Raw genomic sequence first — 24,395 nt, forward strand, 5'->3', positions numbered from 1 at the left:
CATGCCCAGCCGCCTGCTCTACGTGATGGACCCCATGTGCTCATGGTGTTGGGGGTTCGCCCCCGTAGCGCAGGCGTTGATCGAGCAGGCCGAGGCTGCGGGCGTCAAGACCCACCTGGTGGTCGGCGGATTGCGCACGGGGGCCGGCGCAGCGCTGGACCCGACCAAGCGCGCCTATATTCTGGAACACTGGCAGGCGGTCAAGGAGGCCACCGGCCAGCCGTTCAACCTCGATGATCCACTGCCGGAAGGCTTTGTCTACGATACCGAGCCGGCGTGCCGGGCGGTGGCCACGGTGCGCGAACTGGACGCCGACAGCGCCTGGCCGATGGTGCAGCGGATTCAGCAGGCGTTTTACGCCGAAGGCCGCGACACCACCCGCGCCGACGTGCTGGTGGAACTGGCCGAGGCGGCCGGTGTGCCGCGGATCGAGTTTGCCGGGGCGTTCGACACTAAACCGATGCACGCCGCCACGGCGCAGGATTTTACCTGGGTGCAGGATCTGGGCATTGCCGGCTTCCCGACCCTGCTGGTGGAACGGGATGGCCAGATGGCCCTGCTGACCAATGGTTATCAACCCCTGGAGCCCCTCGCTGCGCTGCTCGGCCGTTGGCTGGAGCGTGGCCAGGATGCGTAAACCGCAACCACCGCAATCCCCTGTGGGACTGGGCTCTGCCCACGTAGCTTCGCGGGCAGAGCCTGCTCCCACAGGGGATCAGGTGGCGCGCTCCGATCGCCTGACATGGGCTGAAATCCGCCGCCTGGCCCTGCGCCATCGCCGATCCCTGTGGTTGGCCAACGGCGTCGCAGTACTGGCGACGCTGTGCACCGTGCCAGTACCGCTGCTGCTGCCTTTGCTGGTCGATGAGGTGCTGCTCGGCCATGGCAACGCGGCCCTGCAATGGATGAATCATCTGCTGCCCGCCAGCATGCAGAAGCCGGTCGGCTACATTGCCCTGATGCTGACGTTCACCCTGTGCCTGCGCCTGTGCTCGCTGGTGTTCAACGTCATTCAGGCCCGGCAGTTCGCGCGGTTGTCCAAGGACATCGTCTACCGCGTGCGGTTGCGCCTGATCGAACGGCTCAAGCGCATCTCCTTGAGCGAGTACGAAAGCCTGGGCAGCGGCACCGTGACCACTCACCTGGTCACCGATCTCGACACCCTGGATAAATTCATCGGCGAGACCCTGAGCAAGTTTCTGGTCGCCGTGCTCACCCTGGCCGGTACCGCTTCCATCCTGATGTGGATGCACTGGCAGCTGGCGCTGTTGATTCTGCTGTTCAACCCGTTGGTGATCTATGCCACGGTGCAAATGGGCAAGCGAGTCAAATCGCTGAAGAAACTCGAAAACGACAGCACCTCTCGCTTCACCCAGGCGCTCACCGAGACCCTCGATGCCATTCAGGAGATCCGTGGCGGCAACCGCCAGGGTTTTTTCCTCGGGCGCCTGGGCCTGCGAGCGCGAGAAGTACGGGATTACGCGATCGCCTCGCAATGGAAGAGCGATGCCTCGGGGCGCGCCAGTGGCTTGCTGTTTCAGTTTGGTATCGATATTTTTCGCGCGGCGGCCATGCTCACCGTGCTGTTCTCCGATCTGTCGATCGGGCAGATGCTGGCGGTGTTCAGCTACCTGTGGTTCATGATTACGCCAGTCGAGCAACTGCTGAACCTGCAATACGCCTATTACGCCGCCGGCGGCGCGATGACTCGTATCAACGAGCTGCTCGCGCGCGCCGATGAGCCGCAGTATGCCGGTGGCGTCGACCCGTTCCAGCAGCGCCAGACGGTCGGTATCGATGTGCGTGGGCTGTGCTTCGGCTACGGCGACGAACGGGTGCTCGACCAGCTCGATCTGTCGATTCTGCCGGGCGAGAAAGTCGCCATTGTGGGTGCCAGCGGCGGCGGCAAAAGCACTCTGGTGCAACTGCTGCTGGGGCTTTATACCCCCAGCGCGGGGACCATCCGCTTTGGTGGCGCGACGATGCAGGAGATCGGCCTGGATACGCTGCGTGAGCACGTGGCGGTGGTGTTGCAGCATCCGTCGCTGTTCAACGACAGCATCCGCGCCAACCTGACCATGGGCCGCGAGCGCACTGACGACGCCTGCTGGAACGCCCTGCAGATCGCCCAGCTGGACGCCACCGTGCGTGCACTGCCCCAAGGGCTGGACAGCGTAGTGGGCCGCTCCGGGGTGCGGTTGTCCGGTGGTCAGCGCCAGCGTCTGGCCATTGCGCGGATGATCCTTGCCAACCCACAGGTGGTCATCCTCGACGAGGCCACCTCGGCGCTGGACGCCGCCACCGAGTACAACCTGCATAGGGCCATGACCCACTTCCTGCAGGGGCGCACCACCTTGATCATCGCTCACCGACTGTCGGCGGTGAAGCAGGCCGATTGTGTGGTGGTGTTCGACGGCGGGCACGTCGCCGAGGATGGCGATCATCAGCAGCTGATTGCCGATGGCGGCCTCTATGCGAAGCTGTATGGACATTTGCAGCAGGTGTGATAATTGTGGAGCGTGTTCCATCGTGCGGGAACGCGCGCAGCCTGCGAAGGCGCTGATGGCATAGGCGGCAAGGCAGCCAGCGCTTTCGCGCGCAAAGCCCGCTCCCACGGATAATTGTGAAACATTTCAAGCCGATAGCAATAAGATGGCTATGTGCTTTGACTCATGGCCTACGCTGTGCTGATGTGAGCGAAGTTTTACCTGACGCTGTCTGACTGTGCTGATGCAAGGGACCTCATGAAGCAAAATCGGACACTCGAAAAGCCGCGCCTGTTGGGTATCGTCTGGCCGTTTATCGCCGTCGTCATCCTCTTGGCCCTGCTGGGGTGCGTAAGCTTGTATGCCTTGTCGGCGGTACGCGGCTACGTTGCTGGCGAGAGCCTGTGGTCCAAGGGCCAGAAAGATGCCATCTACTATCTGAGCCTGTACGCCGACCACCCCGACGAACAGATCTTCGCCAAGTACCAGCGGGCGATCGCCATCCCTCAGGGCAGCCACGATCTGCGTGTCGCCCTCGACCAGCCGGTGCCCGACATCGAAAAGGCGCGTCGCGGTCTGGCGCAGGGCGGCAATCATACCGATGATTTTGACGGGGTGATCTGGTTCTTTCTCAATTTCCGTCATTTCAGCTACTTCGCCCAGGCCATCGATCTGTGGACCATTGGCGACGGTTATCTGGTGCAACTCGATCGCGTGGCGCAGCAGATGCACGCCAGCCTGCAGGCGGCGGACGCGACCGTGCAGGACCTGGGCCGCTGGAAGCAGCAGATCCTCGAAATCAACGACGGCGTGACACCTGCCGCCATGGCCTTCAGCGAGGCGCTGGGCCAGGGCTCGCGGTTCATGCTCAAGTTGCTGGTGGCGGTCAACCTCGGTACCGCACTGGTGTTGATCGCCCTGGCGTTGTGGCGTACCAGCAAGTTGCTGACCCAGCGCCAGGCGTTCGCGGTGGCGTTGCAGGCTGAAAAGGACCGGGCGCAGATTACCCTGGCATCGATCGGCGACGGGGTGATCGCCACCGACGTCGATGGCTCGATCGTCTACATGAACCCGGCGGCCGAGCACTTGACCCACTGGAACGCTGGCCAGGCCAGCGGATTGCCTTTGGCGGCACTGTTCAATCTACTGGATGAAAACGCCGAGAAAGACGCTTATACCCTCATCGAACGCATTTATGGCGGGCAGCTCAATGGCGGCAGCGAGCACGCCAAGCTGATCCAGCGCCTGGACGGCAGTACGGTGTCGGTGACCTTGGTGGGCGCACCGATCATGACCGAGGGCAAGATCGGCGGCACGGTGCTGGTGCTGCACGACATGACGCAAGAGCGCCAATACATCGCCAACCTGTCCTGGCAGGCCACCCACGACGCCCTCACCGGGCTCGCTAACCGTCGCGAATTCGAATACCGCCTAGAGCTGGCCCTCAACGGGCTGATGCGCCAGCCAAGCCGCCACTCGTTGATGTTCCTCGATCTCGATCAGTTCAAGCTGGTCAACGACACCAGTGGCCACGCCGCTGGCGATGAACTGCTGCGACACATTTGCGCGTTGCTGCAATCGGGCCTGCGTGAAGGGGATACCCTGGCGCGACTGGGTGGCGACGAGTTCGGCATTCTCCTGGAGAACTGCCCGCCGGAGACCGCCGAAAAGATCGCCGAAGGCCTGCGCGAAACCGTGCAGAACCTGCACTTCGTGTGGAAGACCCGGCCGTTCATGACTTCAGTCAGTATTGGCCTGGTGCACATCACGCAAATGCCGACCAGCCTGGAGGCTTCGCTGCGGGCCGCCGACATGGCATGTTACATGGCCAAGGAAAAGGGCCGTAATAGGGTGCAGGTCTACCACGCTGACGATACCGAGCTGTCGGTGCGCTTCGGTGAAATGGCCTGGGTGCAACGCCTGCACATGGCACTGGAAGAGAACCGTTTTTGCCTCTACAGTCAGGAGATCGCCGGTCTTGACCCCTCAGCGCAACGTGGCGGGCACATTGAGGTACTGTTGCGCCTGCAGGACGAAAACGGTCGAATCATCCTCCCGGACAGCTTCATCCCGGCTGCCGAGCGCTACGGGCTGATGACCACGCTTGACCGCTGGGTGGTGCAAAACGTCTTCAAGGTCATTGCCCAATGCATCAGCGAAACACCCGTCGACTCGGCGACGCCGTTGGCGCTGTGTGCGATCAATCTGTCGGGCAGCAGCATCGGCGATGACGAATTCCTTGATTACTTGCAGGAACAGTTCCACCGCTTTTCGATACCACCGAACATGATTTGCTTCGAGATCACCGAAACCAGCGCCATCGCCAACCTGGGCAGCGCCATTCGTTTCATCAATGAGCTCAAGGCGCTGGGGTGCCAGTTTTCACTCGACGATTTCTGCGCTGGCATGTCGTCTTTTGCGTATCTCAAGCACTTGCCGGTGGATTACCTGAAGATCGACGGCAGCTTCGTCAAGGACATGCTCGACGACCCGATCAACCGCGCCATGGTCGAGGTGATCAACCATATCGGGCACGTGATGGGTAAACGCACCATCGCCGAATTCGTCGAGACACCACTGATTGAACAGGCCCTGATGGAGATCGGGGTCGATTATGCGCAGGGGTACCTCATCGAGAGGCCTCAGCCTTTTACCTGTGACAGTTTGCGACGGATCGATGAACGCCTCAGGCCCTTACTTTTCAAGGCACCGGGTACTTTCCGTTGAAGACTGCCACAGCGCGGTTTTTTACCAACGGAAAGGAAAGTGTCGATGAACGAGGTCTTTGAAGGTTTCACCAGAACCGGCCCACTCATGGAAGCCGCGAGCTACCCGGTGTGGGCGCAGCAGCTGATCAGCGATTGCGCACCGAGCAAACGCCGGGTGGTCGAGCATGAGCTGTACAGGCGCATGCGCGATAACACCCTGAGCCCCAGAACGATGCGCCAGTACCTGATCGGTGGCTGGCCGGTAGTCGAGCAATTCGCCTTGTACATGGCGCAAAACCTGACCAAGACGCGCTTTGCCCGTCATCAGGGTGAGGACATGGCGCGTCGCTGGCTCATGCGCAACATCCGCGTCGAACTCAATCACGCCGATTACTGGGTGCATTGGGCCAACGCCCACGGGGTCAGCCTGGAGGATCTGCAGGCGCAGAAGGTCTCGCCGCAACTGCATGCGCTGAGTCACTGGTGCTGGCAGAGCTGTTCGACCGATCCGTTGATGATCGCCATGGCCGCCACCAACTACGCTATCGAAGGGGCGACCGGAGAGTGGGCGGCGATCGTCTGTAGCCAGGACACCTATGCCAATGCCTTCCCGGAAGAGGGCCGCAAGCGCGCCATGAAGTGGCTGAAGATGCACGCCCAGTACGACGATGCCCACCCGTGGGAAGCCCTGGAAATCGTCTGCACCCTGGCGGGCCCCAACCCGTCGCGGATCATCCAGGCGGATATCCGCAAAGCTGTGTGCAAGAGCTATGACTACATGTTTTTGTTTCTGGAGCACTGCATGGAGATCGAGCACGGCGGCACGAAGGAGGCTGCGGCGAAGCTTCAGCCTAGTTATGCCTGAAATCCCGCGGTCTGCAGGCTCGGCTTATGCGCCGCCGAACGCGCAACCTTACTCCCACGGGTGTTTATCGCAGGATCTGCCAACACTGTGGAAGCGAAGCTTGCGCGCGAAGAGGCCCGCCAGATCACCCATGACTGACTGAACTACTGCGCATTGAAAGCCTGGCCGGACACCCCGGCGCTGTCGGGCCCCAGCAGGTACAGATACACCGGCATGATCGCTTGCGGGCTCGGGTTGTTGCTCGGGTCCTCCGCGGGATAAGCCTGCGCGCGCATATCGGTCCGGGTCGCGCCCGGGTTGATGCTGTTGGCGCGTACCGACGCGACACCCTGCAATTCGTCGGCGAGGGTCTGCATCAGGCCCTCGGTGGCAAACTTCGATACTCCATACGCGCCCCAGTAGGCCCGCCCCTTGCGGCCGACGCTGCTGGAAGTGAACACCACCGAGCCGTCCTGCGAGCGCTTGAGCAAGGGCAGCAGCGCGCTGGTGAGCATGAACATGGCATTGACGTTGACCTGCATCACCTCCATGAATTGTGCACCACCCAACTGCTCGAGCGGTGTGCGCGGGCCAATGATCGAGGCGTTGTGCAGCAAGCCGTCGAGGTGGCCGAATTCGGTTTCAAGCATCGATGCCAGGGCCTGGTACTGGTCGGGCTGCGCCGTGGCCAGGTCGAACGGGATCAGCGCCGGGCGCGGATAGCCAGCGGCTTCGATCTGATCGTACACAGCGCTCAGACGCGATTCGGTCTTGCCCAGCAACAGCACCGTGGCGCCATGGGCTGCAAAGCTCAACGCCGCTGCTGCGCCGATACCGCGCCCGGCACCGGTGACCAGGATGATGCGGCCTTTGAGCAGGTGAGGGCGGGGGGTGTAGTCGAACATGGGGATTCCTCTCGTGATTACGCCCGCCAAGCGCGTCCGCAAAATCCCTGCGGGAGCAGGCTCTGCCCCCGGGTTCTTGTGGCGTCATTGCGGGCCTCTTCCTGGGCAGAGCCCAGTCCCACAGGGTCAGCGGCCTACCGGGCGGCGTTATCAACAGCCACACACCGCCTGATCCAGCAGCGCGCGCAGCTCCAGCGGGTGATCCACTACCGCATCGGCGCCCCAGTGGTTGGGGTTGTCGTCCGGATGGATGTAGCCGTAGCGCACGGCCACGGTCTTGGTCCCGGCATCGCGGCCCGACTCGATATCGCGCAGATCATCGCCCACGAACAGCACGGCGGCCGGGTCCAGGTTCAGCTGCTTGCAGGCCAGCAGCAGGGGCTCTGGGTCCGGCTTGCTGCGGGTCACATGATCCGGGCAGATCAGCACCGCAGAGCGTTCGGCCAGGCCCAGTTGCTGCATGATCGGCTCGGCGAAGCGCACCGGCTTGTTGGTGACCACGCCCCAGATCAGCCCGCCTTTTTCGATATCGGCGAGCAATTCGGCCATGCCGTCATACAGGTGGCTGTGCACTGCGCAGCCCACCTGATAGCGCTCCAGGAACTCCAGGCGCAAGGCTTCGAACTCGGGCGCATCAGCGCTGATCTCGAAGCTGGCGCAGACCATTGCCTTGGCCCCGCCCGAGACCACATCGCGGATCAGTTTATCGGCGATCGGCGCCAGCCCGCGCTCGGCACGCATGGCCTGGCAGATGGCGATGAAATCCGGCGCGGTGTCGAGCAGCGTGCCGTCCATGTCGAATAAAACCGCTCGTAACCGCATGCCGCTTACTCCTCGCGCAGAGTCTGGATCATGTAGTTGACGTCGACATCGGACGCCAGCTTGTAATGCTTGGTCAGGGGATTGTAGGTCAGGCCGATGATGTCCTTGACCTGCAGGCCGGCTTGACGGCTCCAGGCACCCAGCTCCGAAGGGCGGATGAATTTCTTGAAGTCGTGGGTGCCGCGCGGCAGCAGCTTGAGGACATATTCAGCGCCGAGGATCATCAGCGCGTAGGCCTTGGGATTGCGGTTGATGGTGGAGAAGAACACCTGGCCGCCGGGCTTGACCATAGCGCAGCAGGCGCGGATCACCGAGGAAGGGTCGGGCACGTGCTCGAGCATTTCGAGGCAGGTGACCACATCGAACTGCGCCGGCATCTCTTCGGCCAGGGCTTCGGCGGTGATCTGTCGGTATTCGACGGTCACACCCGACTCCAGCTGATGCAGCTGGGCCACGGCCAGCGGCGCTTCGCCCATGTCGATGCCCATGACCGTGGCACCGCGCAGGGCCATGGCTTCACTGAGGATACCGCCGCCGCAGCCCACATCCAGGACCTTCTTGCCGGCCAGCTTGACCCGTTCGTCGATCCAGTTGACGCGCAACGGGTTGATATCGTGCAGCGGCTTGAACTCGCTCTCGCGGTCCCACCAGCGATGGGCCAGGGCCTCGAATTTGGCGATTTCTGCGGTGTCGACGTTGCTCATGTGTATTCCTCTAAAGCTTGAAAATTCGTGGCGGAACGCGCGCCCTCGTTACTGGGGCGGCCGTGATGAATCTTTGATGCGTTTCCCCCATTGCACCGCGCAGGCGTGCAGGCGGCCTTCGTCCAGGCTGGTCAGGCGCCGATCATCGAGCAATTGCCGGCCCTCCACCCAAACGTGGCGCACGCAGTGGCGGCCACTGGCATAAATCAGTTGCGAAACCGGGTCGTAGATCGGCTGCTGCGCCAGGCCAGACAGGTCGAAAGCGGTGATGTCTGCGGCCTTGCCCAATTCCAGCGAGCCGATGTGTTCTTCCAGGCCCATGGCCCGGGCCCCATTTAGCGTAGCCATGCGCAAGGCGCGGTGGGCATCCAATGCAGTGGCGGAGCCGGCCACGGCCTTGGCCAGCAGCGCGGCGGTGCGGGTTTCGCCGAGCAGGTCGAGGTCGTTGTTGCTGGCCGCGCCATCGGTGCCGATCGCCACATTGACGCCGGCCTGCCAGAGCCGCTCTACCGGGCAGAAGCCGCTGGCCAGCTTGAGATTGGACTCGGGGCAATGCACCACGCTGCAATTGTGTTCGACCAGCAGGGCGATGTCCGCATCGGTGATCTGAGTCATGTGCACGGCCTGGAAGCGTGGGCCCAGCAAGCCCGCGCGGGCAAGACGAGCCAGGGGGCGTTCGCCAGTCTGCTCCACGCCCTGTTGCACTTCGAAGGCGGTTTCGTGCACATGCATATGAATGGCCGCGTCCATTTCGTCAGCCAGCACACGGATTTTCTGCAGATTCTCGTCGTTGACGGTGTAGGGCGCATGGGGGCCAAAGGCAATGCTGATGCGCGGGTGATGGCGCATCTCGCCAAAAAGCTCGACTCCCTGATGCAGTGCTTCGTCCGTGGTGCGCGCACCCGGGATCTCGAAGTCGAGCACCGGCACGGTGATCTGCGCGCGCATGCCGCTGAGGTTAACCCGTTCGCAAGCCACCCACGGATAGAAGTACATGTCCGAGAAGCAGGTGATACCGCCCTGCAACTGCTCGGCGATGGCCAGGTCGGTACCGTCGGCGACGAAGCTTTCGTCGACCCAGCGGCCTTCAGCGGGCCAGATGTGGTGTTCGAGCCAGGTCATCAGCGGCAGGTCGTCGGCCATGCCGCGGAACAGCGTCATCGCCGCGTGGCCGTGGGCGTTGATCAGGCCGGGGCTGAGCAGCATGCCGGGCAGTTCGCGAACCTCGGCAGCCGTTTGCCGCAGGGCTTCTTCGCGGGGGCCGATAAACGCGATGCGGCCATCGCGGATGCCCAGGCCGTGATCATGCAGCACGACCCCGGCCGGCTCGACGGGCACCAGCCAGCTTGGCAGGAGCAACAAGTCGAGAGGGGCGGCGCGGTTGGGCATGGTCAGGTTTCCGAGGCTTTTGATCGATGATGGCGAAGTATACCCGAGCGTCTGCGACGGGGGCTCGCTATAATCGACCGCTTTTGATGTCCGAGTACGGGGTGTGGCATGCGCGATCGACTGTTGGCTGCAGAGAAAGTAAAAGCCATCGATTGGCGGGACGGCGCCTTGTACCTGCTCGATCAACGGGTCTTGCCGTTCCAGCAGACCTGGCTGCGCTACGACGACGCGCGGGCCGTGGCCGAGGCAATTCGCTCGATGGTGGTGCGCGGCGCCCCGGCCATCGCCATCAGCGCGGCCTATGGCCTGGTCCTCAGTGCCCGTCGGCACCTGGCTGCCGGCGGCGACTGGCAGGCAGCGCTGAAGCAGGATTTCGCCGTACTTTTGCGTGCGCGCCCGACTGGCGCCAATCTGTCGTGGGCCCTGAATCGCCTGCGTGAACGCCTGGAGCGCTTGCGCCCTCAGGAGGATCCGCTGGCCGTGCTCGAAGCCGAAGCCATCACCCTCCATGAGAGCGACCGCGAAGCCAACCTGACCATGGCCCAATTGGGCGTCGACCTGATTCGCCGCCATCAGGGCAATGTGCAGGCATTGCTGACCCACGGCAATACCGGCGCTTTGGCCACGGGCGGTTTCGGTACAGCGCTGGGTGTGATTCGTGGCGCCTGGCTGGAAGGCATGGTCGAACGCGTGTACGCCGGCGAGACCCGACCCTGGCTGCAGGGCTCGCGGCTGACGGCCTGGGAGCTCGCCAACGAGGGCATCCCAGTGACCATCAATGCCGACTCCGCGGCGGCGCACCTGATGAAAACCAAGGGCATCACCTGGGTTATCGTCGGTGCCGACCGCATTACCGCCAATGGCGACGTGGCCAGCAAGATCGGCACCTACCACCTGGCGGTCGCGGCGATGCACCACGGCGTGCGGTTCATGGTGGTCGCGCCGAGTTCGAGCATCGACATGAGCCTGGCCAGTGGCGAGGATATTTTGCTCGAAGAGCGCGATACCCGCGAGTTGCTGGATATCGGCGGGCAAACCCTTGACCTGGACGCCATCAACCCGGTGTTCGACGTGACCCCAGCGGATTTGATCGATGTCATCGTCACCGAGAAAGGGATCGTCGAACGGCCGGATACGGCGAAGTTGACGCAGTTGATGTGTCGCAAGCGGTTGCACTGATAGTGCTGAAATCGCCAAAAGCTTCGCGGCACAGCCTGCTGCAACAGGTGGGTTGTGCAGCTTTTCCATTTAGCCGCGCGTAAATACATATTGAGCGCAGGCCAAAACAGCACCAAAGCCCCTCAGAGCCGCCTCAGGCTCATTGCTCCACCGATTAATGGGAAACCAAGCCCTCTGGGGGATAGGTGCCTGGCGGCGATTGTGATACCATCCGGCGGTTTACGGGACCGCTCCAACGAGCCGTGTCGCGTGCCCAGTTGCAGGGCATAACGTATTGATTTGTCGTAAGTCGTTGCATGGCACCGGTCTGCAGCGGCAAGCCTTGCGCGTCCCATGAGGTCAGCGCGGGTTTCACCAGAAAAAGGAATCAGGCTTCTCATGGGCGAACTGGCCAAAGAAATCCTCCCGGTCAATATCGAAGACGAGCTGAAACAGTCCTACCTCGACTACGCGATGAGCGTGATTGTCGGGCGGGCACTGCCCGATGCACGCGATGGCTTGAAGCCCGTGCACCGCCGCGTACTCTTCGCAATGAGCGAGCTGGGCAACGACTGGAACAAGCCGTACAAGAAATCCGCCCGTGTGGTCGGTGACGTGATCGGTAAGTATCACCCCCACGGTGATACCGCGGTGTACGACACCATCGTCCGCATGGCGCAGCCGTTCTCGCTGCGTTACCTGCTGGTCGATGGCCAGGGCAACTTCGGTTCGGTGGACGGCGACAACGCCGCGGCCATGCGATACACAGAAGTGCGCATGACCAAGCTGGCCCACGAGCTGCTGGCCGACTTGCACAAGGAGACCGTCGACTGGGTGCCCAACTACGACGGCACCGAGCAGATCCCGGCGGTCATGCCGACGCGCATTCCCAACCTGCTGGTCAACGGCTCGAGCGGTATCGCCGTGGGCATGGCCACCAACATTCCGCCGCACAACCTCGGTGAAGTCATCGACGGCTGCCTGGCGCTGATCGACAACGCCGAGATCACTGTCGATGAACTGATGCAGTTCATCCCCGGCCCGGACTTCCCCACTGCCGGTATCATCAACGGTCGCGCCGGCATCATCGAGGCTTACCGTACCGGCCGTGGCCGCATCTATATGCGCGCCCGCTCGCACATCGAAGACATCGACAAGGTCGGTGGCCGCCAGCAGATCGTGGTCACCGAGCTGCCGTATCAGCTCAACAAGGCCCGTCTGATCGAGAAGATCGCCGAACTGGTCAAAGAGAAAAAACTCGAAGGCATCACCGAGCTGCGTGACGAGTCCGACAAGGACGGCATGCGCATCGTCATCGAGCTGCGTCGCGGCGAAGTGCCGGAGGTGATCCTCAACAACCTGTTCGCCCAGACCCAGATGCAGGCCGTGTTCGGGATCAACGTCGTTGCCCTGATCGATGGCCGTCCGCGCATCCTCAACCTCAAGGACCTGCTCGAAGCCTTCGTCCGTCACCGCCGTGAAGTGGTCACGCGTCGTACCGTGTTCGAGCTGCGCAAGGCCCGTGAACGTGGCCATATCCTGGAAGGTCAAGCGGTCGCGCTGTCCAACATCGATCCGGTCATCGCCCTGATCAAGGCCTCGCCAACGCCGTCGGAAGCCAAGGAAGCGCTGATCAAGATGCCGTGGGAATCCGAAGCCGTGGCGACCATGGTCGAGCGCGCTGGCGCCGATTCGTGCCGCCCCGAGAACCTCGATCCGCAATACGGCATGCGCGACGGCAAGTACTTCCTGTCGCCCGAGCAAGCCCAGGCCATTCTGGACCTGCGTCTGCACCGCCTGACCGGCTTGGAACACGAGAAGCTGCTGGCCGAATACCAGGAGATCCTCAACCAGATCGGCGAGCTGATCCGCATCCTCAGCAGCGCCACGCGCCTGATGGAAGTGATCCGCGAAGAGCTCGAACTGATTCGCGCCGAATACGGCGACGTGCGCCGCACCGAGATCCTCGACGCGCGCCTCGACCTGACCCTGGGTGACATGATCCCGGAAGAAGAGCGCGTGGTGACCATTTCCCACACCGGTTACGCCAAGACCCAACCGCTGGCTGCCTATCAGGCTCAGCGTCGCGGCGGCAAAGGCAAATCCGCCACCGGCGTCAAGGACGAGGACTACATCTCGCACCTGCTGGTCGCCAACAGCCACACCACGCTGCTGCTGTTCTCCAGCAAGGGCAAGGTGTACTGGCTCAAGACCTACGAAATCCCCGAAGCGTCCCGCGCCGCCCGTGGTCGTCCGCTGGTCAACCTGCTGCCGCTGGGTGAGGGTGAGTACATCACCACCATGCTGCCGGTCGAGGAATACACCGAAGGCCACTTCATCTTCATGGCGACCGCCAACGGTACCGTCAAGAAGACCCCGCTGGAGCAATTCAGCCGTCAGCGCAGCGTTGGTCTGATCGCCCTGGAGCTGGACGAAGGCGACATCCTCATCAGCGCCTCGATCACTGATGGCGAGCGTGAAGTGATGCTGTTCTCCGACGGTGGCAAGGTCACCCGCTTCAAGGAGTCCGACGTCCGCGCCATGGGCCGTACCGCCCGCGGTGTGCGCGGCATGCGCCTGCCTGAAGACCAGAAGCTGATCTCCATGATCATCCCTGAAGAGGGCAGCCAGATCCTTACCGCTTCCGAGCGTGGCTACGGCAAGCGTACCGCGATCACCGAGTTCCCCGAGTACAAGCGTGGCGGTCAGGGCGTTATCGCCATGGTCAGCAACGATCGCAACGGCCGTCTGGTCGGTGCGGTGCAGGTACTCGATGGTGAAGAGATCATGCTGATCTCCGATCAGGGCACCCTGGTGCGTACCCGCGTCGGCGAAGTCTCCAGCCTGGGCCGCAACACTCAGGGCGTGACCCTGATCAAGCTGGCCAGCGACGAGAAGCTGGTGGGCCTTGAGCGCGTCCAGGAGCCATCCGAAGTCGAGGGCGAGGAATTGCTCGAAGGCGAGGAGGGCTATGAAGCCTCGGCAGCGATCGACGGTGATGGGGTGGACGGGGACGTGGCCGAAGGCGATGCCGATGGCGATGTGATCCAGGACTAATATAAGCAGGTGATGTCGGGCTGTGGAGGGGCTGGCTTTTGAGCGATGGTGGTCTTGCCGGCCTCTTCGCGAGCAAGCTTGCTCCTGCAGTACCAACCGGCCCTGCGGCACACACCTGTAGGAGCAAGGCTTGCCCGCGAAGGCGTCCTCAAGCCTTGTGCAACACTCTCAAATTTTCTCAGGCCAAAGCGAGAACCAGACGTGAGCAATCGAGCCTTTAACTTCTGCGCAGGCCCAGCTGCGCTTCCTGAAGCCGTACTGCGCCGCGCCCAGGGCGAGATGCTCGACTGGCATGGCAAGGGCCTGTCGGTCATGGAAATGAGCCACCGCAGCGACGAGTACGTGGCCATCGCCGAGAAGGCCGAGCAGGACCTGCGTGACCTGCTGTCCGTGCCCAACAACTACAAGGTGCTGTTTCTGCAAGGCGGCGCCAGCCAGCAGTTCGCGGAGATCCCGCTCAACCTGCTGCCCGAAAACGGCACCGCCGACTACATCGAGACCGGCATCTGGTCGAAAAAGGCCATCGAAGAGGGTCGTCGCTACGGCAACATCAACGTCGCCGCCAGCGCCAAGGCCTACGACTACCTGAACATCCCCGGCCAGAACGAGTGGAACCTCACTCCCGGCGCGGCCTACATTCATTACGCCTCGAACGAAACCATCGGCGGCCTGGAATTCGACTGGGTTCCGCAGACCGGCGACGTCCCGCTGGTCGTGGACATGTCCTCGGACATCCTCTCGCGCCCTGTCGATGTCTCGCAGTTCGGCATGATCTACGCTGGTGCGCAAAAGAACATCGGCCCCAGCGGCCTGGTGGTGGTGATCATCCGCGAAGACCTGCTCGGCAAGGCCCGCAGTGTCTGCCCGACCATGCTCAACTACAAGGTCGCCGCCGACAACGGCTCGATGTACAACACCCCGGCCAGCTACTCCTGGTACCTCTCGGGCCTGGTGTTCGAGTGGCTCAAGGAGCAGGGCGGCGTCGACGCCATGGAAAAACGCAACAGGGCGAAAAAAGACCTGCTCTACGGCTTCATCGACAGGAGCGCGTTCTACAGCAACCCGATCGCCGTCAACGTCCGCTCGTGGATGAACGTGCCGTTCCGCCTGGCGGACGAGCGCCTCGACAAGGCCTTCCTGGCCGGTGCCGACGAGCGCCGCCTGCTCAACCTGCGTGGCCACCGCTCGGTCGGCGGCATGCGCGCCTCTATCTACAACGCCCTGGGCCTGGATGCGGTTGAAGCGCTGATCGCCTACATGGCCGAGTTCGAGAAGGAACACGCCTGATGTCCGAACACGAACTCCAGGCACTGCGCGTGCGCATCGACAGCCTCGACGAGAAAATCATCGAGCTGATCAGCGATCGCGCACGCTGCGCCGAAGAAGTCGCCCGCGTGAAAATGGCCGCACTCAAGGAAGGCGAAGTGCCGGTGTTCTATCGTCCGGAGCGTGAGGCGCAGGTGCTCAAGCGCGTCATGGAGCGCAACAAGGGGCCCCTCAGCAATGAGGAAATGGCCCGCTTGTTCCGCGAAGTGATGTCCTCGTGCCTGGCGCTGGAGAACCCGCTCAGGGTTGCATATCTTGGCCCGGAGGGGACCTTCACCCAGGCCGCGGCCATGAAGCACTTCGGCCACGCCGTCATCAGCGCGCCCATGGCCGCCATCGACGAAGTGTTCCGCGAAGTGGTGGCCGGCTCGGTCAACTTCGGCGTCGTGCCCGTGGAAAACTCCACCGAGGGTGCAGTCAACCACACCCTCGACAGTTTTCTCGAACACGACATGGTCATCTGCGGCGAAGTCGAACTGCGTATTCACCATCACCTGCTGATCGGCGAAAACACCAAGTCCGCCAACATCAGCCGCATCTATTCCCACGCCCAGTCGCTGGCCCAGTGCCGCAAGTGGCTGGACGCACATTACCCCAACGTCGAGCGCATCGCCGTGGCCAGCAACGCCGAAGCGGCCAAGCGGGTCAAGAGCGAGTGGAATTCGGCAGCGATCGCCGGTGACATGGCGGCCAGCCTCTACGACCTGCAGCGCCTGGCAGAAAAGATCGAAGACCGCCCCGACAACTCGACCCGGTTCCTGATCATCGGCAACCAGGAAGTACCGCCCACTGGCGACGACAAGACCTCGATCATCGTCTCCATGAGCAACAAGCCGGGCGCGCTGCACGAGTTGCTGGTGCCGTTCCACGAGAACAACATTGACCTCACTCGCATCGAAACGCGGCCCTCGCGCAGCGGCAAGTGGACCTATGTGTTCTTCATCGATTTCGTCGGTCACCACCGCGATCCGTTGATCAAAGGCGTGCTCGAACGTATACGTCAGGAAGCCGTGGCGCTGAAAGTGCTGGGCTCCTACCCGAAAGCCGTGCTCTGAGGCCCCGACATGACTGATTTCCTTGCCCTGGCGCAATCCAGCGTGCAGCAGCTCTCGCCCTACATCCCTGGCAAGCCGGTGGACGAACTGGCGCGCGAGCTGAACCTCGACCCCGCCAAGATCGTCAAGTTGGCCAGTAACGAGAATCCGCTGGGTGCCAGCCCCAAGGCGCTGGCGGCCATCGCCGCGGAACTCGCCGAGCTGACCCGCTACCCTGACGGCAACGGTTACAACCTCAAGGTCAAATTGGCCGAGCGCGCCAAGGTGGGGATCGATCAGGTCACGCTGGGCAACGGTTCCAACGATATTCTCGAGCTGGTGGCCCGTGCCTACCTGGCACCGGGCGTCAACGCAGTGTTCAGCCAGCACGCCTTCGCGGTGTATCCGATCGTCACTCAGGCCGTCGGCGCCGAGGCTCGCGTGGTCCCGGCCAAGGAGTGGGGGCATGACCTGCCAGCGATGCTGGCGGCTATCGATGCCAACACCCGCGTGGTGTTCATCGCCAACCCCAATAACCCGACCGGCACCTGGTTCGGCCCGCAGGCGCTGAGCGACTTCCTTGCTGCGGTACCCGCGCACGTCCTGGTGGTGCTGGACGAGGCCTATATCGAGTACGCCTCCGGCAGCGAACTGCCGGACGGCCTGGATTACCTGGCGGCCCACGACAACCTGCTGGTGTCGCGCACCTTCTCCAAGGCCTATGGCTTGGCGGCGCTTCGGGTTGGCTACGGGATTTCGTCGGCCGTGATTGCCGATGTGCTCAACCGTGTACGCCAGCCGTTCAACGTCAACAGCCTGGCGCTGGCGGCGGCCTGTGCGGCCCTGGACGATGCCGATTACCTGGCCCATAGCCGCTCGCTCAACAACGCTGGCCTGCTGCAGTTGCAGGACGGTCTGCTCGCGCTGGGGCTGGGCTGGATCCCGTCCAAGGGCAATTTCCTGGCCGTCGACATGGGCCAGGACGCGGCGCCGATCAATCAGGCGTTGCTGCGCGAAGGTGTGATCGTGCGCCCGGTCGCCAACTACGGCATGCCCCGGCATCTGCGGGTGACTGTGGGTACGGCGGCTGAAAACAGCCGTTTCCTCGAAGCGCTGGGCAAGGTCTTGGGTCGTGGTTGAACAGCAAAAACCGCTGATCGGTCGCTTGGTGGTGGTCGGTCTGGGGCTGATCGGTGGTTCGTTTGCCAAGGGCCTCAAGGCTCGTGGTCTATGTGGTGAAGTGGTGGGTGTCGATCTGGATGCCCATTCCCGTGAGCGCGCCGTGGAGCTGGGCGTGACTGATCGCTGCGAGGCCGACTTGGCCGCAGCCTGTGTCGGCGCCGACGTGATCCAGCTCGCGGTGCCGATTCTGGCGATGGAAAAGGTCCTGGCCATGCTGTCGCGGTTGGAACTGGGCGACGCGGTGATCACCGACGTCGGCAGTGCCAAGGGCAACGTGGTGCGTGCCGCGCGGGATGTGTTCGGTCGCCAGCGGATGGCACGCTTCGTGCCCGGCCATCCGATTGCCGGCTCCGAGCAGAGCGGGGTAGAGGCGTCCAATGGCGAGATGTTCCAGCGCTACAAGGTGATCCTCACGCCGCTAGAAGAGACCGACCCCAGCGCGCTATACCTGGTGGATCGGCTGTGGGGTGAACTGGGTGCCGATGTCGAGCACATGGCGGTCCAGCGTCACGACGAAGTGCTGGCCGCAACCAGTCATTTGCCTCATCTGCTGGCCTTCAACATGGTCGATTCCATGGCCAAGCGCGACGAAAGCCTGGAAATCTTTCGCTATGCTGCGGGTGGTTTTCGCGATTTCACGCGGATTGCCGGGAGTGATCCGGTGATGTGGCATGACATCTTCTTGGCCAACCGGGATGCCGTGTTGCGCGCCCTGGATATCTATCGCGGCGATCTGGATACCTTGCGCACAGCGGTGGAAGCGGGCGATGGCAAGCAATTGCTGGACGTGTTCACCCGTGCCCAGGCGGCGCGCGAGCACTTTGGCCGCATCCTGGCGCAGCGGGCGCCTGCGCCGGGGAAGTGATTCGGCGGTGCTGGCCCCTTCGCCAGCAAGCTGTGCTCCCACAGGTGTACTACTCAACTTCGGTTAGCACTGTGGGAGCAAGGCTGGCCCGCGAAAAGGCCGGAACCGACGCTCCATATATCGCGGCAATCCTGCACAGCACTGTCAGTTGTCACCTTTGAGCATTATCATGTCGCGTGCTGTTTGGGTGGGTGCCTGGAGTCTCTTCTGGGCGCGACCTTTCACTTTTCAGAAACAAGCCCACGGATCGTCTCCAATTTCGAGTTTCCTGGCACTCAACGGCCAGGTCGAAATCCGTGTGGCTCACGAGGAATACGTGTGAACTTTCAAGCACCAGTCATCACCATCGACGGCCCGAGCGGCTCTGGCAAAGGCACCATTGCCGGCCTGCTGGCCAAGCGCCTGGGCTGGAACCTGCTCGACAGCGGCGCACTGTATCGGCTGCTGGCGTTCGCCGCCGGCAACCACGGTGTCGACTTGAGCAACGAAACCTCGTTGAAGCTGCTGGCCGCTCATCTGGACGTGCAGTTCATTGCCGCGACCGGTGGCAAGGCGCAAACGATCATTCTTGAAGGCGATGACGTCAGCCAGGCGATTCGCAACGAAACAGTCGCCGCGGGTGCTTCCGCAGTTGCCGCGCTGCCGGCGGTACGCGAAGCCCTGTTGCAGCGCCAGCGCGCTTTTCAGGAGGCGCCGGGCCTGGTCGCCGATGGTCGCGACATGGGCACTGTGGTGTTCCCCGACTCACCGCTGAAAATATTCCTCACCGCCAGTGCCGAGGAGCGTGCCCGTCGACGTTACTTGCAGTTGAAGGCCAAGGGCGATGATGTTAGTCTGTCGAGTCTGCTAGATGAGATACGTGCTCGCGATGAGCGAGACACCCAGCGCGCAGTGGCCCCGCTCAAACCGGCGGCCGATGCCATACAGCTGGATTCCACGGAATTATCCATCGATCAGGTGCTGGAACGCATCTTGAGTGAAATCGCACTCCGCGATATCGCCGGATGACCAAGAAAGCGTGCGGGAGACCAGTCGAGTCCTGCAGGCTTTCTTTTACTTGAACGAAACCCACGTTGGCTGGAACGTGGCAGATGGGCGTCTCCTTCGCCCACATCTACCAGGAATTAAAATGAGCGAAAGCTTTGCAGAACTCTTTGAAGAAAGCCTAAAGACACTGAATCTTCAGGCTGGCGCGATCATCACCGCGATCATCGTCGACATCGACTACCAAGCTGGCTGGGTAACCGTCCACGCTGGTCTGAAGTCCGAAGGTCTGATCCCGCTGGAACAGTTCCACAACGACGCTGGCGAACTGACCATCAACGTCGGTGACGAAGTTCACGTGGCGCTGGACGCAGTCGAAGATGGCTTTGGCGAAACCAAACTGTCCCGTGAAAAAGCCAAGCGCGCCGAGTGCTGGATTGTTCTGGAAGCAGCTTTCGCCGCTGAGGAAGTGGTCAAGGGCGTTATCAACGGTAAGGTTAAAGGCGGCTTCACTGTCGACGTTAACGGCATCCGTGCGTTCCTGCCTGGTTCCCTGGTTGATGTCCGCCCAGTGCGCGACACCACCCACCTGGAAGGTAAAGAGCTCGAATTCAAGGTCATCAAACTCGACCAGAAGCGCAACAACGTTGTCGTTTCCCGTCGCAGCGTCCTGGAAGCCGAGAACTCCGCCGAGCGCGAAGCTCTGCTGGAATCCCTGCAGGAAGGTCAGCAAGTCAAAGGTATCGTCAAGAACCTCACCGATTACGGCGCATTCGTCGATCTGGGTGGCGTCGATGGCCTGCTGCACATCACCGACATGGCCTGGAAGCGTATCAAGCACCCATCGGAAATCGTCAACGTTGGCGACGAGATCGATGTCAAGGTTCTGAAATACGATCGCGAGCGTAACCGCGTCTCCCTGGGCCTGAAGCAACTGGGCGAAGATCCATGGGTCGCTATCAAAGCCCGTTACCCAGAAAGCACTCGCGTAATGGCCCGTGTTACCAACCTGACCGACTACGGCTGCTTCGCTGAGCTGGAAGAAGGCGTTGAAGGCCTGGTACACGTTTCCGAAATGGACTGGACCAACAAGAACATCCACCCTTCGAAAGTCGTACAAGTCGGCGACGAAGTGGAAGTCATGGTTCTGGACATCGACGAAGAGCGTCGTCGTATCTCCCTGGGCATCAAGCAGTGCAAGTCGAACCCATGGGAAGACTTCTCTGGCCAGTTCAACAAGGGCGACAAGATCTCCGGCACCATCAAGTCGATCACCGATTTCGGTATCTTCATTGGTCTGGACGGCGGCATCGACGGTCTGGTTCACCTGTCCGACATTTCCTGGACCGAAGTGGGCGAAGAAGCCGTACGTCGCTTCAAGAAGGGCGACGAGCTTGACACCGTCATCCTGTCGGTAGATCCAGAGCGTGAGCGTATCTCCCTGGGTATCAAGCAACTGGAAGACGACCTGTTCTCCAACTACGTTGCTGTCAATGACAAAGGCGCTATCGTCAAAGGTATCGTTAAAGAAGTTGACGCCAAGGGCGCTATCATCACCCTGGCCGAAGACGTCGAAGCTACTCTGAAAGCTTCTGAAATCAGCCGTGACCGCGTTGAAGATGCGCGTAACGTTCTGAAAGAAGGCGAAGAAGTAGAAGCCAAGATCATCTCCGTAGACCGCAAGTCGCGCGTGATCCAGCTGTCGGTCAAGTCGAAAGACGTTGAAGACGAGAAAGAAGCAATCCAGAGCCTGCGCGACAAGCCAGCTGCTTCGGATATCGCTGCAGGCCCAACCACTCTGGGTGACCTGCTGCGTGCTCAAATGGAAAAACAGAACTAAGTTCTGATTTACCATTCAAAAAGGGGCGACTTCGGTCGCCCCTTTTTTTCGCAAATTTTTTACACCGTTAATGAGAAGCTCTTCCAGGTAAACTCATGATGGCTCACCAAGAATTTGTGTATTCGGTATAAGGCAGCAACATGAAGACTGCAGTTCCCATGCTCATCGGTTTGACGGCGTTCGCTGTGCTTTCAGGATGCAGCACTGCATCGGTCAAGGCTCATTCGGTGGGTAACGTCCGGGGCTTTGTCGTCAATTGCTCTGGCATGACGACGGATTGGGAGTCCTGTTACACCAAGGCGCAGAGTGTCTGCACCCATGGCTATAAAACAATGTCCAAGACCACGGACGTCAAGGAAGAAGAGGGCGACAGTTTTATGGGTTTCAGCCCGGGTCGTTATAGCCGCACGATGGTCATAGCCTGCAAAGTCCCAACCGATACTTAATAGTGTCCCGAATTCCAATGTGAGAGCGGGCTTGGCGAAGTCTTCGAAGGCTTCGCCGCTGTACGCGCAAGCCCGCACTCGACCGCCAGTCAGTGCCACCATTGACGGTCCCGCTCCTGTTGTCTTTGATGAACCTCGTGCTAGAGCGTTCCGGGGGCAGCAGGATGAAAACCACGGGCATCGTCAAATGGTTTCGCGCCGAGACCGGCTACGGCTTCATCCAGCAGGATGGCGGCGTGGACATCTTCGTGCATGTCCAGGCCATCCAGGGCGACGGCTACAAGACGCTCAGGGAAGGCCAGCGGGTCGCCTTCGAGATCGAAGCTGGGCCTAACGGTCCGCAAGCGTGCAAAGTGCAAGTGTTGGCAAGCTGAATGCATGCAAGGCAAGGTGCGGCGTCGATGTGACTGAATTCCGCCACCCAGACGCCTCGCTGCGTGCACGACCACCTTCCACTCGAGTAAAGCGGCCGCATTATGACCCCTTGTACTGACCCTGCCACCTGCGTGCGCTTGGCGCCCAATATCCTCGGCCGCGACTTCGTCGTGGGCGACGTGCACGGTCACTTTGAACTGCTCGAAGCGTTTATGCGTACAGTCGATTTCGATACCGACGCCGACCGTTTATTGGCAGTCGGCGACCTGGTCGACCGCGGTCCGGCGTCTCATCAGGTGCTGCAATGGCTCGAGCACGCGTGGTTTTATTCGGTACGCGGCAACCACGAACAAATGATCCTCGACCATGACCTGGGCACCGGCTCCGTGGAAAAACACCGCAACAACGGCGGTGCCTGGTACCACGATGCCGAGACCGAGCTGCGCCAGGCCATCGCCCTGCGCCTGCAGCAGCTGCCCTTCGCCCTTGATGTGGAAACCCCCCGAGGACGCTTCGGGGTCGTCCATGCCGAGCCGCCATTGCTGCCGGGCCAGCATCACTGGGAAGAAATCCTCATGAACCTGGCAGGCGAGCAGGGCGGCGACGTCCAGCAACTGACCCAGCGCCAGGTGCTCTACTCGCGCAACCGCATCAACAATCGCGACAAGACCCCGATCACCGGTGTCGATACTGTCTACGTCGGTCATACCAGCGTCCCATCCCCCACCCGTCTGGGCAACGTGGTGTATCTCGACACCGGTTGCTCGTGGCCAGACGGCCATCTCAGCGCGATCGAAGTCGCCACCGGCAAAGTGATCACCCTCGAATACGGCGCGGCCTGACGGGTGGTGCTCAGTTCAGGACGAACCAGCACACCGACAGACTGAATAAAGAGAGCAAGCTGCCATGCAGCAACATGGCCGGCCAACGCTGCTTGAAGGCCACCAGCGCGGTATCCTGATAGAACTGCCGAGCCCGATCATCCGATACGCCCAGCGCCCGAAACCTGCTCGCCTTCGCCAATGTCGCACTGCGTGTGAGATTGAACTGCGACGCTACCGCCGCCGCAAAACAGCCCAAAGCGATCAACCAGTACATTGCCTATTCCCAAGACCTCAGATCGGCATAATCCTACAAACTCCGCGCGGCCCGATCCTCCCCATTTGGTACCCCGGCAGATACACGTGGTGCGCTGATTGGCCAGGGGACGGTGTTGCCCCTGTAGCGAGGCGGCGTGCCTCGGAATGATATTTGAGGCCTTGCAAATGTCCCGGATGAAATTTTTTTGCGGCCAAGCCCTTCGCTTCAGGTCGTTGATAAACCCACCAAAACCGTGCACTGCGCAGCCCTGCCATAGTGCATCCGCCATAAAATGCCCCCCTACCTGCCATATTCCTGCAAAAAAACTCTGGGCCACTAAAACTTTTCCACAGAAGTCAAGACTCAGGCTGTTCAAATCCGCCGGGTCATGCTAAAACCTTCACAGCGGTTATCTAGCTGCTTGATACAGAAGGGAAAAATATGACGAAGTCGGAACTGATCGAACGTATTGTCACCCATCAAGGTCTACTCTCATCCAAGGATGTGGAGCTGGCCATCAAGACCATGCTTGAACAGATGTCCCAGTGCCTGGCCACCGGTGACCGGATCGAGATTCGCGGCTTCGGCAGCTTCTCGCTGCACTACCGCGCGCCGCGAGTGGGGCGTAACCCCAAGACTGGCCAATCGGTCAGCCTCGATGGCAAATTCGTTCCGCATTTCAAGCCGGGCAAGGAGCTCCGCGATCGCGTCAACGAGGATGAAGAGCTCGCATAAGCGCTGCCTCTTCAGGCTTCAATACTGAGGAGAGCAATATGCGCAATGTAAGAAAACTACTGCTGGTACTGATCGTGCTGGCCGTCGTCGCAGTGACCCTTCTATTCGTGCTGGAGAACCAGCAGGCGGTAGCTTTGGCCTTCCTTGGCTGGGCTGGTCCGCAGTTGCCGGTGTCGGTACTCGTCATATTGGCGTTCCTTCTGGGCCTGATCATCGGCCCGCTGCTCGGTACTTATGTGGCCCATCGCAGCAAGCGTAAATTTCGGCGTGAGCTCAAACGCCAGCGTAATGTGTCCACCCCCACCGCATAAAGCCGGCCACCCTGTAGCAAGGCGGCTTGCCCCCGAAATATCGTTCTGCGCTCCAGATCTATTGGGGCTGCCCCTAATTAGGGGCGAGCCCCCGCTACAGTGAAAAAAATCCCCCCTCGACAACGCACCGATTATCATTTTCGC

20 protein-coding genes and 2 pseudogenes are annotated in these 24,395 nt (G+C 61.5%); 17 read left to right on the forward strand and 5 right to left on the reverse strand.

The features are described 5' to 3' along the window. Position 1: 1 nt before the first annotated feature. From LIX93_RS17065 to LIX93_RS17080, 4 genes are all read left to right on the forward strand, one after another. On the forward strand, positions 2-637 hold the full coding sequence (locus LIX93_RS17065; protein ID WP_226505227.1) for a DsbA family protein: 636 nt from the start codon (positions 2-4) through the stop codon (positions 635-637). Continuing rightward, a complete protein-coding gene (locus tag LIX93_RS17070) occupies positions 567-2,507 on the forward strand; it encodes an ABC transporter ATP-binding protein (protein ID WP_260524818.1) in 1,941 nt (646 codons plus the stop codon). The genes LIX93_RS17065 and LIX93_RS17070 overlap by 71 nt, the downstream gene beginning before the upstream one ends. Positions 2,508-2,744: 237 nt before the next feature. Next, positions 2,745-5,213, forward strand: coding sequence for an EAL domain-containing protein (locus LIX93_RS17075; protein WP_226505229.1), 2,469 nt, complete (start codon positions 2,745-2,747; stop codon positions 5,211-5,213). A gap of 45 nt (positions 5,214-5,258) precedes the next feature. Continuing rightward, positions 5,259-6,059, forward strand: a complete 801-nt coding sequence (locus LIX93_RS17080; protein ID WP_226505230.1) for an iron-containing redox enzyme family protein — start codon at positions 5,259-5,261, stop codon at positions 6,057-6,059. 143 nt (positions 6,060-6,202) lie between these two features. Here LIX93_RS17080 and LIX93_RS17085 read toward each other — a convergent pair whose 3' ends face one another. From LIX93_RS17085 to LIX93_RS17100, 4 genes are all read right to left on the reverse strand, one after another. Beyond that, positions 6,203-6,943: a YciK family oxidoreductase gene (locus LIX93_RS17085; RefSeq protein ID WP_226505231.1), complete on the reverse strand. Its 741-nt coding sequence runs from the start codon at positions 6,941-6,943 to the stop codon at positions 6,203-6,205. Positions 6,944-7,093: 150 nt separating this feature from the next. After that, on the reverse strand, positions 7,094-7,765 hold the full coding sequence (gene mupP, locus LIX93_RS17090; protein ID WP_226505232.1) for an N-acetylmuramic acid 6-phosphate phosphatase MupP: 672 nt from the start codon (positions 7,763-7,765) through the stop codon (positions 7,094-7,096). 5 nt (positions 7,766-7,770) lie between these two features. Next, positions 7,771-8,469: a bifunctional 2-polyprenyl-6-hydroxyphenol methylase/3-demethylubiquinol 3-O-methyltransferase UbiG gene (gene ubiG / locus LIX93_RS17095; protein WP_226505233.1), complete on the reverse strand. Its 699-nt coding sequence runs from the start codon at positions 8,467-8,469 to the stop codon at positions 7,771-7,773. Between the two features lie 48 nt (positions 8,470-8,517). Next, positions 8,518-9,858: a TRZ/ATZ family hydrolase gene (locus tag LIX93_RS17100; RefSeq protein ID WP_226505234.1), complete on the reverse strand. Its 1,341-nt coding sequence runs from the start codon at positions 9,856-9,858 to the stop codon at positions 8,518-8,520. 108 nt (positions 9,859-9,966) lie between these two features. On the opposite strand from LIX93_RS17100, the gene mtnA reads away from it, so the two are divergent. From mtnA to LIX93_RS17155, 11 genes and pseudogenes are all read left to right on the forward strand, one after another. Continuing rightward, positions 9,967-11,037 carry an S-methyl-5-thioribose-1-phosphate isomerase gene (gene mtnA / locus LIX93_RS17105; RefSeq protein WP_226505235.1) on the forward strand — a complete coding sequence of 357 codons (1,071 nt, stop codon included), beginning with the start codon at positions 9,967-9,969 and terminating at the stop codon, positions 11,035-11,037. A gap of 378 nt (positions 11,038-11,415) precedes the next feature. Further along, positions 11,416-13,983, forward strand: a pseudogene (gyrA, locus tag LIX93_RS17110) (DNA gyrase subunit A); the annotation flags it as partial. Positions 13,984-14,274: 291 nt separating this feature from the next. After that, positions 14,275-15,360, forward strand: coding sequence for a 3-phosphoserine/phosphohydroxythreonine transaminase (serC, locus tag LIX93_RS17115; RefSeq protein WP_226505237.1), 1,086 nt, complete (start codon positions 14,275-14,277; stop codon positions 15,358-15,360). Continuing rightward, positions 15,360-16,454, forward strand: coding sequence for a prephenate dehydratase (gene pheA, locus LIX93_RS17120; protein ID WP_226505238.1), 1,095 nt, complete (start codon positions 15,360-15,362; stop codon positions 16,452-16,454). The genes serC and pheA overlap by 1 nt, the downstream gene beginning before the upstream one ends. A 9-nt stretch (positions 16,455-16,463) precedes the next feature. After that, entirely contained in the window at positions 16,464-17,573 is a 1,110-nt protein-coding gene (gene hisC, locus LIX93_RS17125; RefSeq protein ID WP_226505239.1) for a histidinol-phosphate transaminase, read from the forward strand. Further along, positions 17,566-18,462: pseudogene (locus LIX93_RS17130) on the forward strand (prephenate dehydrogenase/arogenate dehydrogenase family protein); the annotation flags it as partial. The gene hisC and the pseudogene LIX93_RS17130, both read left to right, overlap by 8 nt. 336 nt (positions 18,463-18,798) lie before the next feature. Continuing rightward, on the forward strand, positions 18,799-19,488 hold the full coding sequence (gene cmk, locus LIX93_RS17135) for a (d)CMP kinase (RefSeq protein WP_226505240.1): 690 nt from the start codon (positions 18,799-18,801) through the stop codon (positions 19,486-19,488). 121 nt (positions 19,489-19,609) lie between these two features. Then, positions 19,610-21,304 (forward strand): 30S ribosomal protein S1, encoded by a 1,695-nt coding sequence (gene rpsA / locus LIX93_RS17140; protein ID WP_226505336.1) that lies wholly within the window; start codon positions 19,610-19,612, stop codon positions 21,302-21,304. A 140-nt stretch (positions 21,305-21,444) separates the two neighbouring features. Further along, entirely contained in the window at positions 21,445-21,750 is a 306-nt protein-coding gene (locus LIX93_RS17145) for a hypothetical protein (protein ID WP_226505241.1), read from the forward strand. Between the two features lie 164 nt (positions 21,751-21,914). Further along, positions 21,915-22,124: a cold-shock protein gene (locus tag LIX93_RS17150; RefSeq protein WP_226505242.1), complete on the forward strand. Its 210-nt coding sequence runs from the start codon at positions 21,915-21,917 to the stop codon at positions 22,122-22,124. Between the two features lie 102 nt (positions 22,125-22,226). Then, positions 22,227-22,967 (forward strand): metallophosphoesterase, encoded by a 741-nt coding sequence (locus LIX93_RS17155; protein ID WP_226505243.1) that lies wholly within the window; start codon positions 22,227-22,229, stop codon positions 22,965-22,967. Between the two features lie 10 nt (positions 22,968-22,977). Here LIX93_RS17155 and LIX93_RS17160 read toward each other — a convergent pair whose 3' ends face one another. Further along, on the reverse strand, positions 22,978-23,223 hold the full coding sequence (locus LIX93_RS17160) for a hypothetical protein (protein WP_226505244.1): 246 nt from the start codon (positions 23,221-23,223) through the stop codon (positions 22,978-22,980). A 423-nt stretch (positions 23,224-23,646) separates the two neighbouring features. Here LIX93_RS17160 and ihfB point away from each other — a divergent pair, with 423 nt between their 5' ends. Beyond that, positions 23,647-23,940: an integration host factor subunit beta gene (ihfB, locus tag LIX93_RS17165; protein WP_043187734.1), complete on the forward strand. Its 294-nt coding sequence runs from the start codon at positions 23,647-23,649 to the stop codon at positions 23,938-23,940. A 38-nt stretch (positions 23,941-23,978) separates the two neighbouring features. Then, the gene (locus LIX93_RS17170) at positions 23,979-24,251 is read left to right on the forward strand and encodes a lipopolysaccharide assembly protein LapA domain-containing protein (protein ID WP_226505245.1); all 273 of its coding nucleotides are present in this window, start codon (positions 23,979-23,981) and stop codon (positions 24,249-24,251) included. Positions 24,252-24,395 lie beyond the last annotated feature (144 nt).

Origin of the sequence: Pseudomonas sp. MWU16-30317, from assembly GCF_020515695.1 — a bacterium.
Classification (GTDB): domain Bacteria; phylum Pseudomonadota; class Gammaproteobacteria; order Pseudomonadales; family Pseudomonadaceae; genus Aquipseudomonas.

Coding starts and splice junctions, on each gene's coding strand:
- LIX93_RS17065 (WP_226505227.1), top strand. CDS start 2: ATGCCCAGCCGCCTGCTCTACGTGATGGACCCCATGTGCTCATGGTGT.
- LIX93_RS17070 (WP_260524818.1), top strand. CDS start 567: ATGGTTATCAACCCCTGGAGCCCCTCGCTGCGCTGCTCGGCCGTTGGC.
- LIX93_RS17075 (WP_226505229.1), top strand. CDS start 2,745: ATGAAGCAAAATCGGACACTCGAAAAGCCGCGCCTGTTGGGTATCGTC.
- LIX93_RS17080 (WP_226505230.1), top strand. CDS start 5,259: ATGAACGAGGTCTTTGAAGGTTTCACCAGAACCGGCCCACTCATGGAA.
- LIX93_RS17085 (WP_226505231.1), bottom strand. CDS start 6,943: ATGTTCGACTACACCCCCCGCCCTCACCTGCTCAAAGGCCGCATCATC.
- mupP (WP_226505232.1), bottom strand. CDS start 7,765: ATGCGGTTACGAGCGGTTTTATTCGACATGGACGGCACGCTGCTCGAC.
- ubiG (WP_226505233.1), bottom strand. CDS start 8,469: ATGAGCAACGTCGACACCGCAGAAATCGCCAAATTCGAGGCCCTGGCC.
- LIX93_RS17100 (WP_226505234.1), bottom strand. CDS start 9,858: ATGCCCAACCGCGCCGCCCCTCTCGACTTGTTGCTCCTGCCAAGCTGG.
- mtnA (WP_226505235.1), top strand. CDS start 9,967: ATGCGCGATCGACTGTTGGCTGCAGAGAAAGTAAAAGCCATCGATTGG.
- pheA (WP_226505238.1), top strand. CDS start 15,360: ATGTCCGAACACGAACTCCAGGCACTGCGCGTGCGCATCGACAGCCTC.
- hisC (WP_226505239.1), top strand. CDS start 16,464: ATGACTGATTTCCTTGCCCTGGCGCAATCCAGCGTGCAGCAGCTCTCG.
- rpsA (WP_226505336.1), top strand. CDS start 19,610: ATGAGCGAAAGCTTTGCAGAACTCTTTGAAGAAAGCCTAAAGACACTG.
- LIX93_RS17145 (WP_226505241.1), top strand. CDS start 21,445: ATGAAGACTGCAGTTCCCATGCTCATCGGTTTGACGGCGTTCGCTGTG.
- LIX93_RS17150 (WP_226505242.1), top strand. CDS start 21,915: ATGAAAACCACGGGCATCGTCAAATGGTTTCGCGCCGAGACCGGCTAC.
- LIX93_RS17155 (WP_226505243.1), top strand. CDS start 22,227: ATGACCCCTTGTACTGACCCTGCCACCTGCGTGCGCTTGGCGCCCAAT.
- LIX93_RS17160 (WP_226505244.1), bottom strand. CDS start 23,223: ATGTACTGGTTGATCGCTTTGGGCTGTTTTGCGGCGGCGGTAGCGTCG.
- ihfB (WP_043187734.1), top strand. CDS start 23,647: ATGACGAAGTCGGAACTGATCGAACGTATTGTCACCCATCAAGGTCTA.
- LIX93_RS17170 (WP_226505245.1), top strand. CDS start 23,979: ATGCGCAATGTAAGAAAACTACTGCTGGTACTGATCGTGCTGGCCGTC.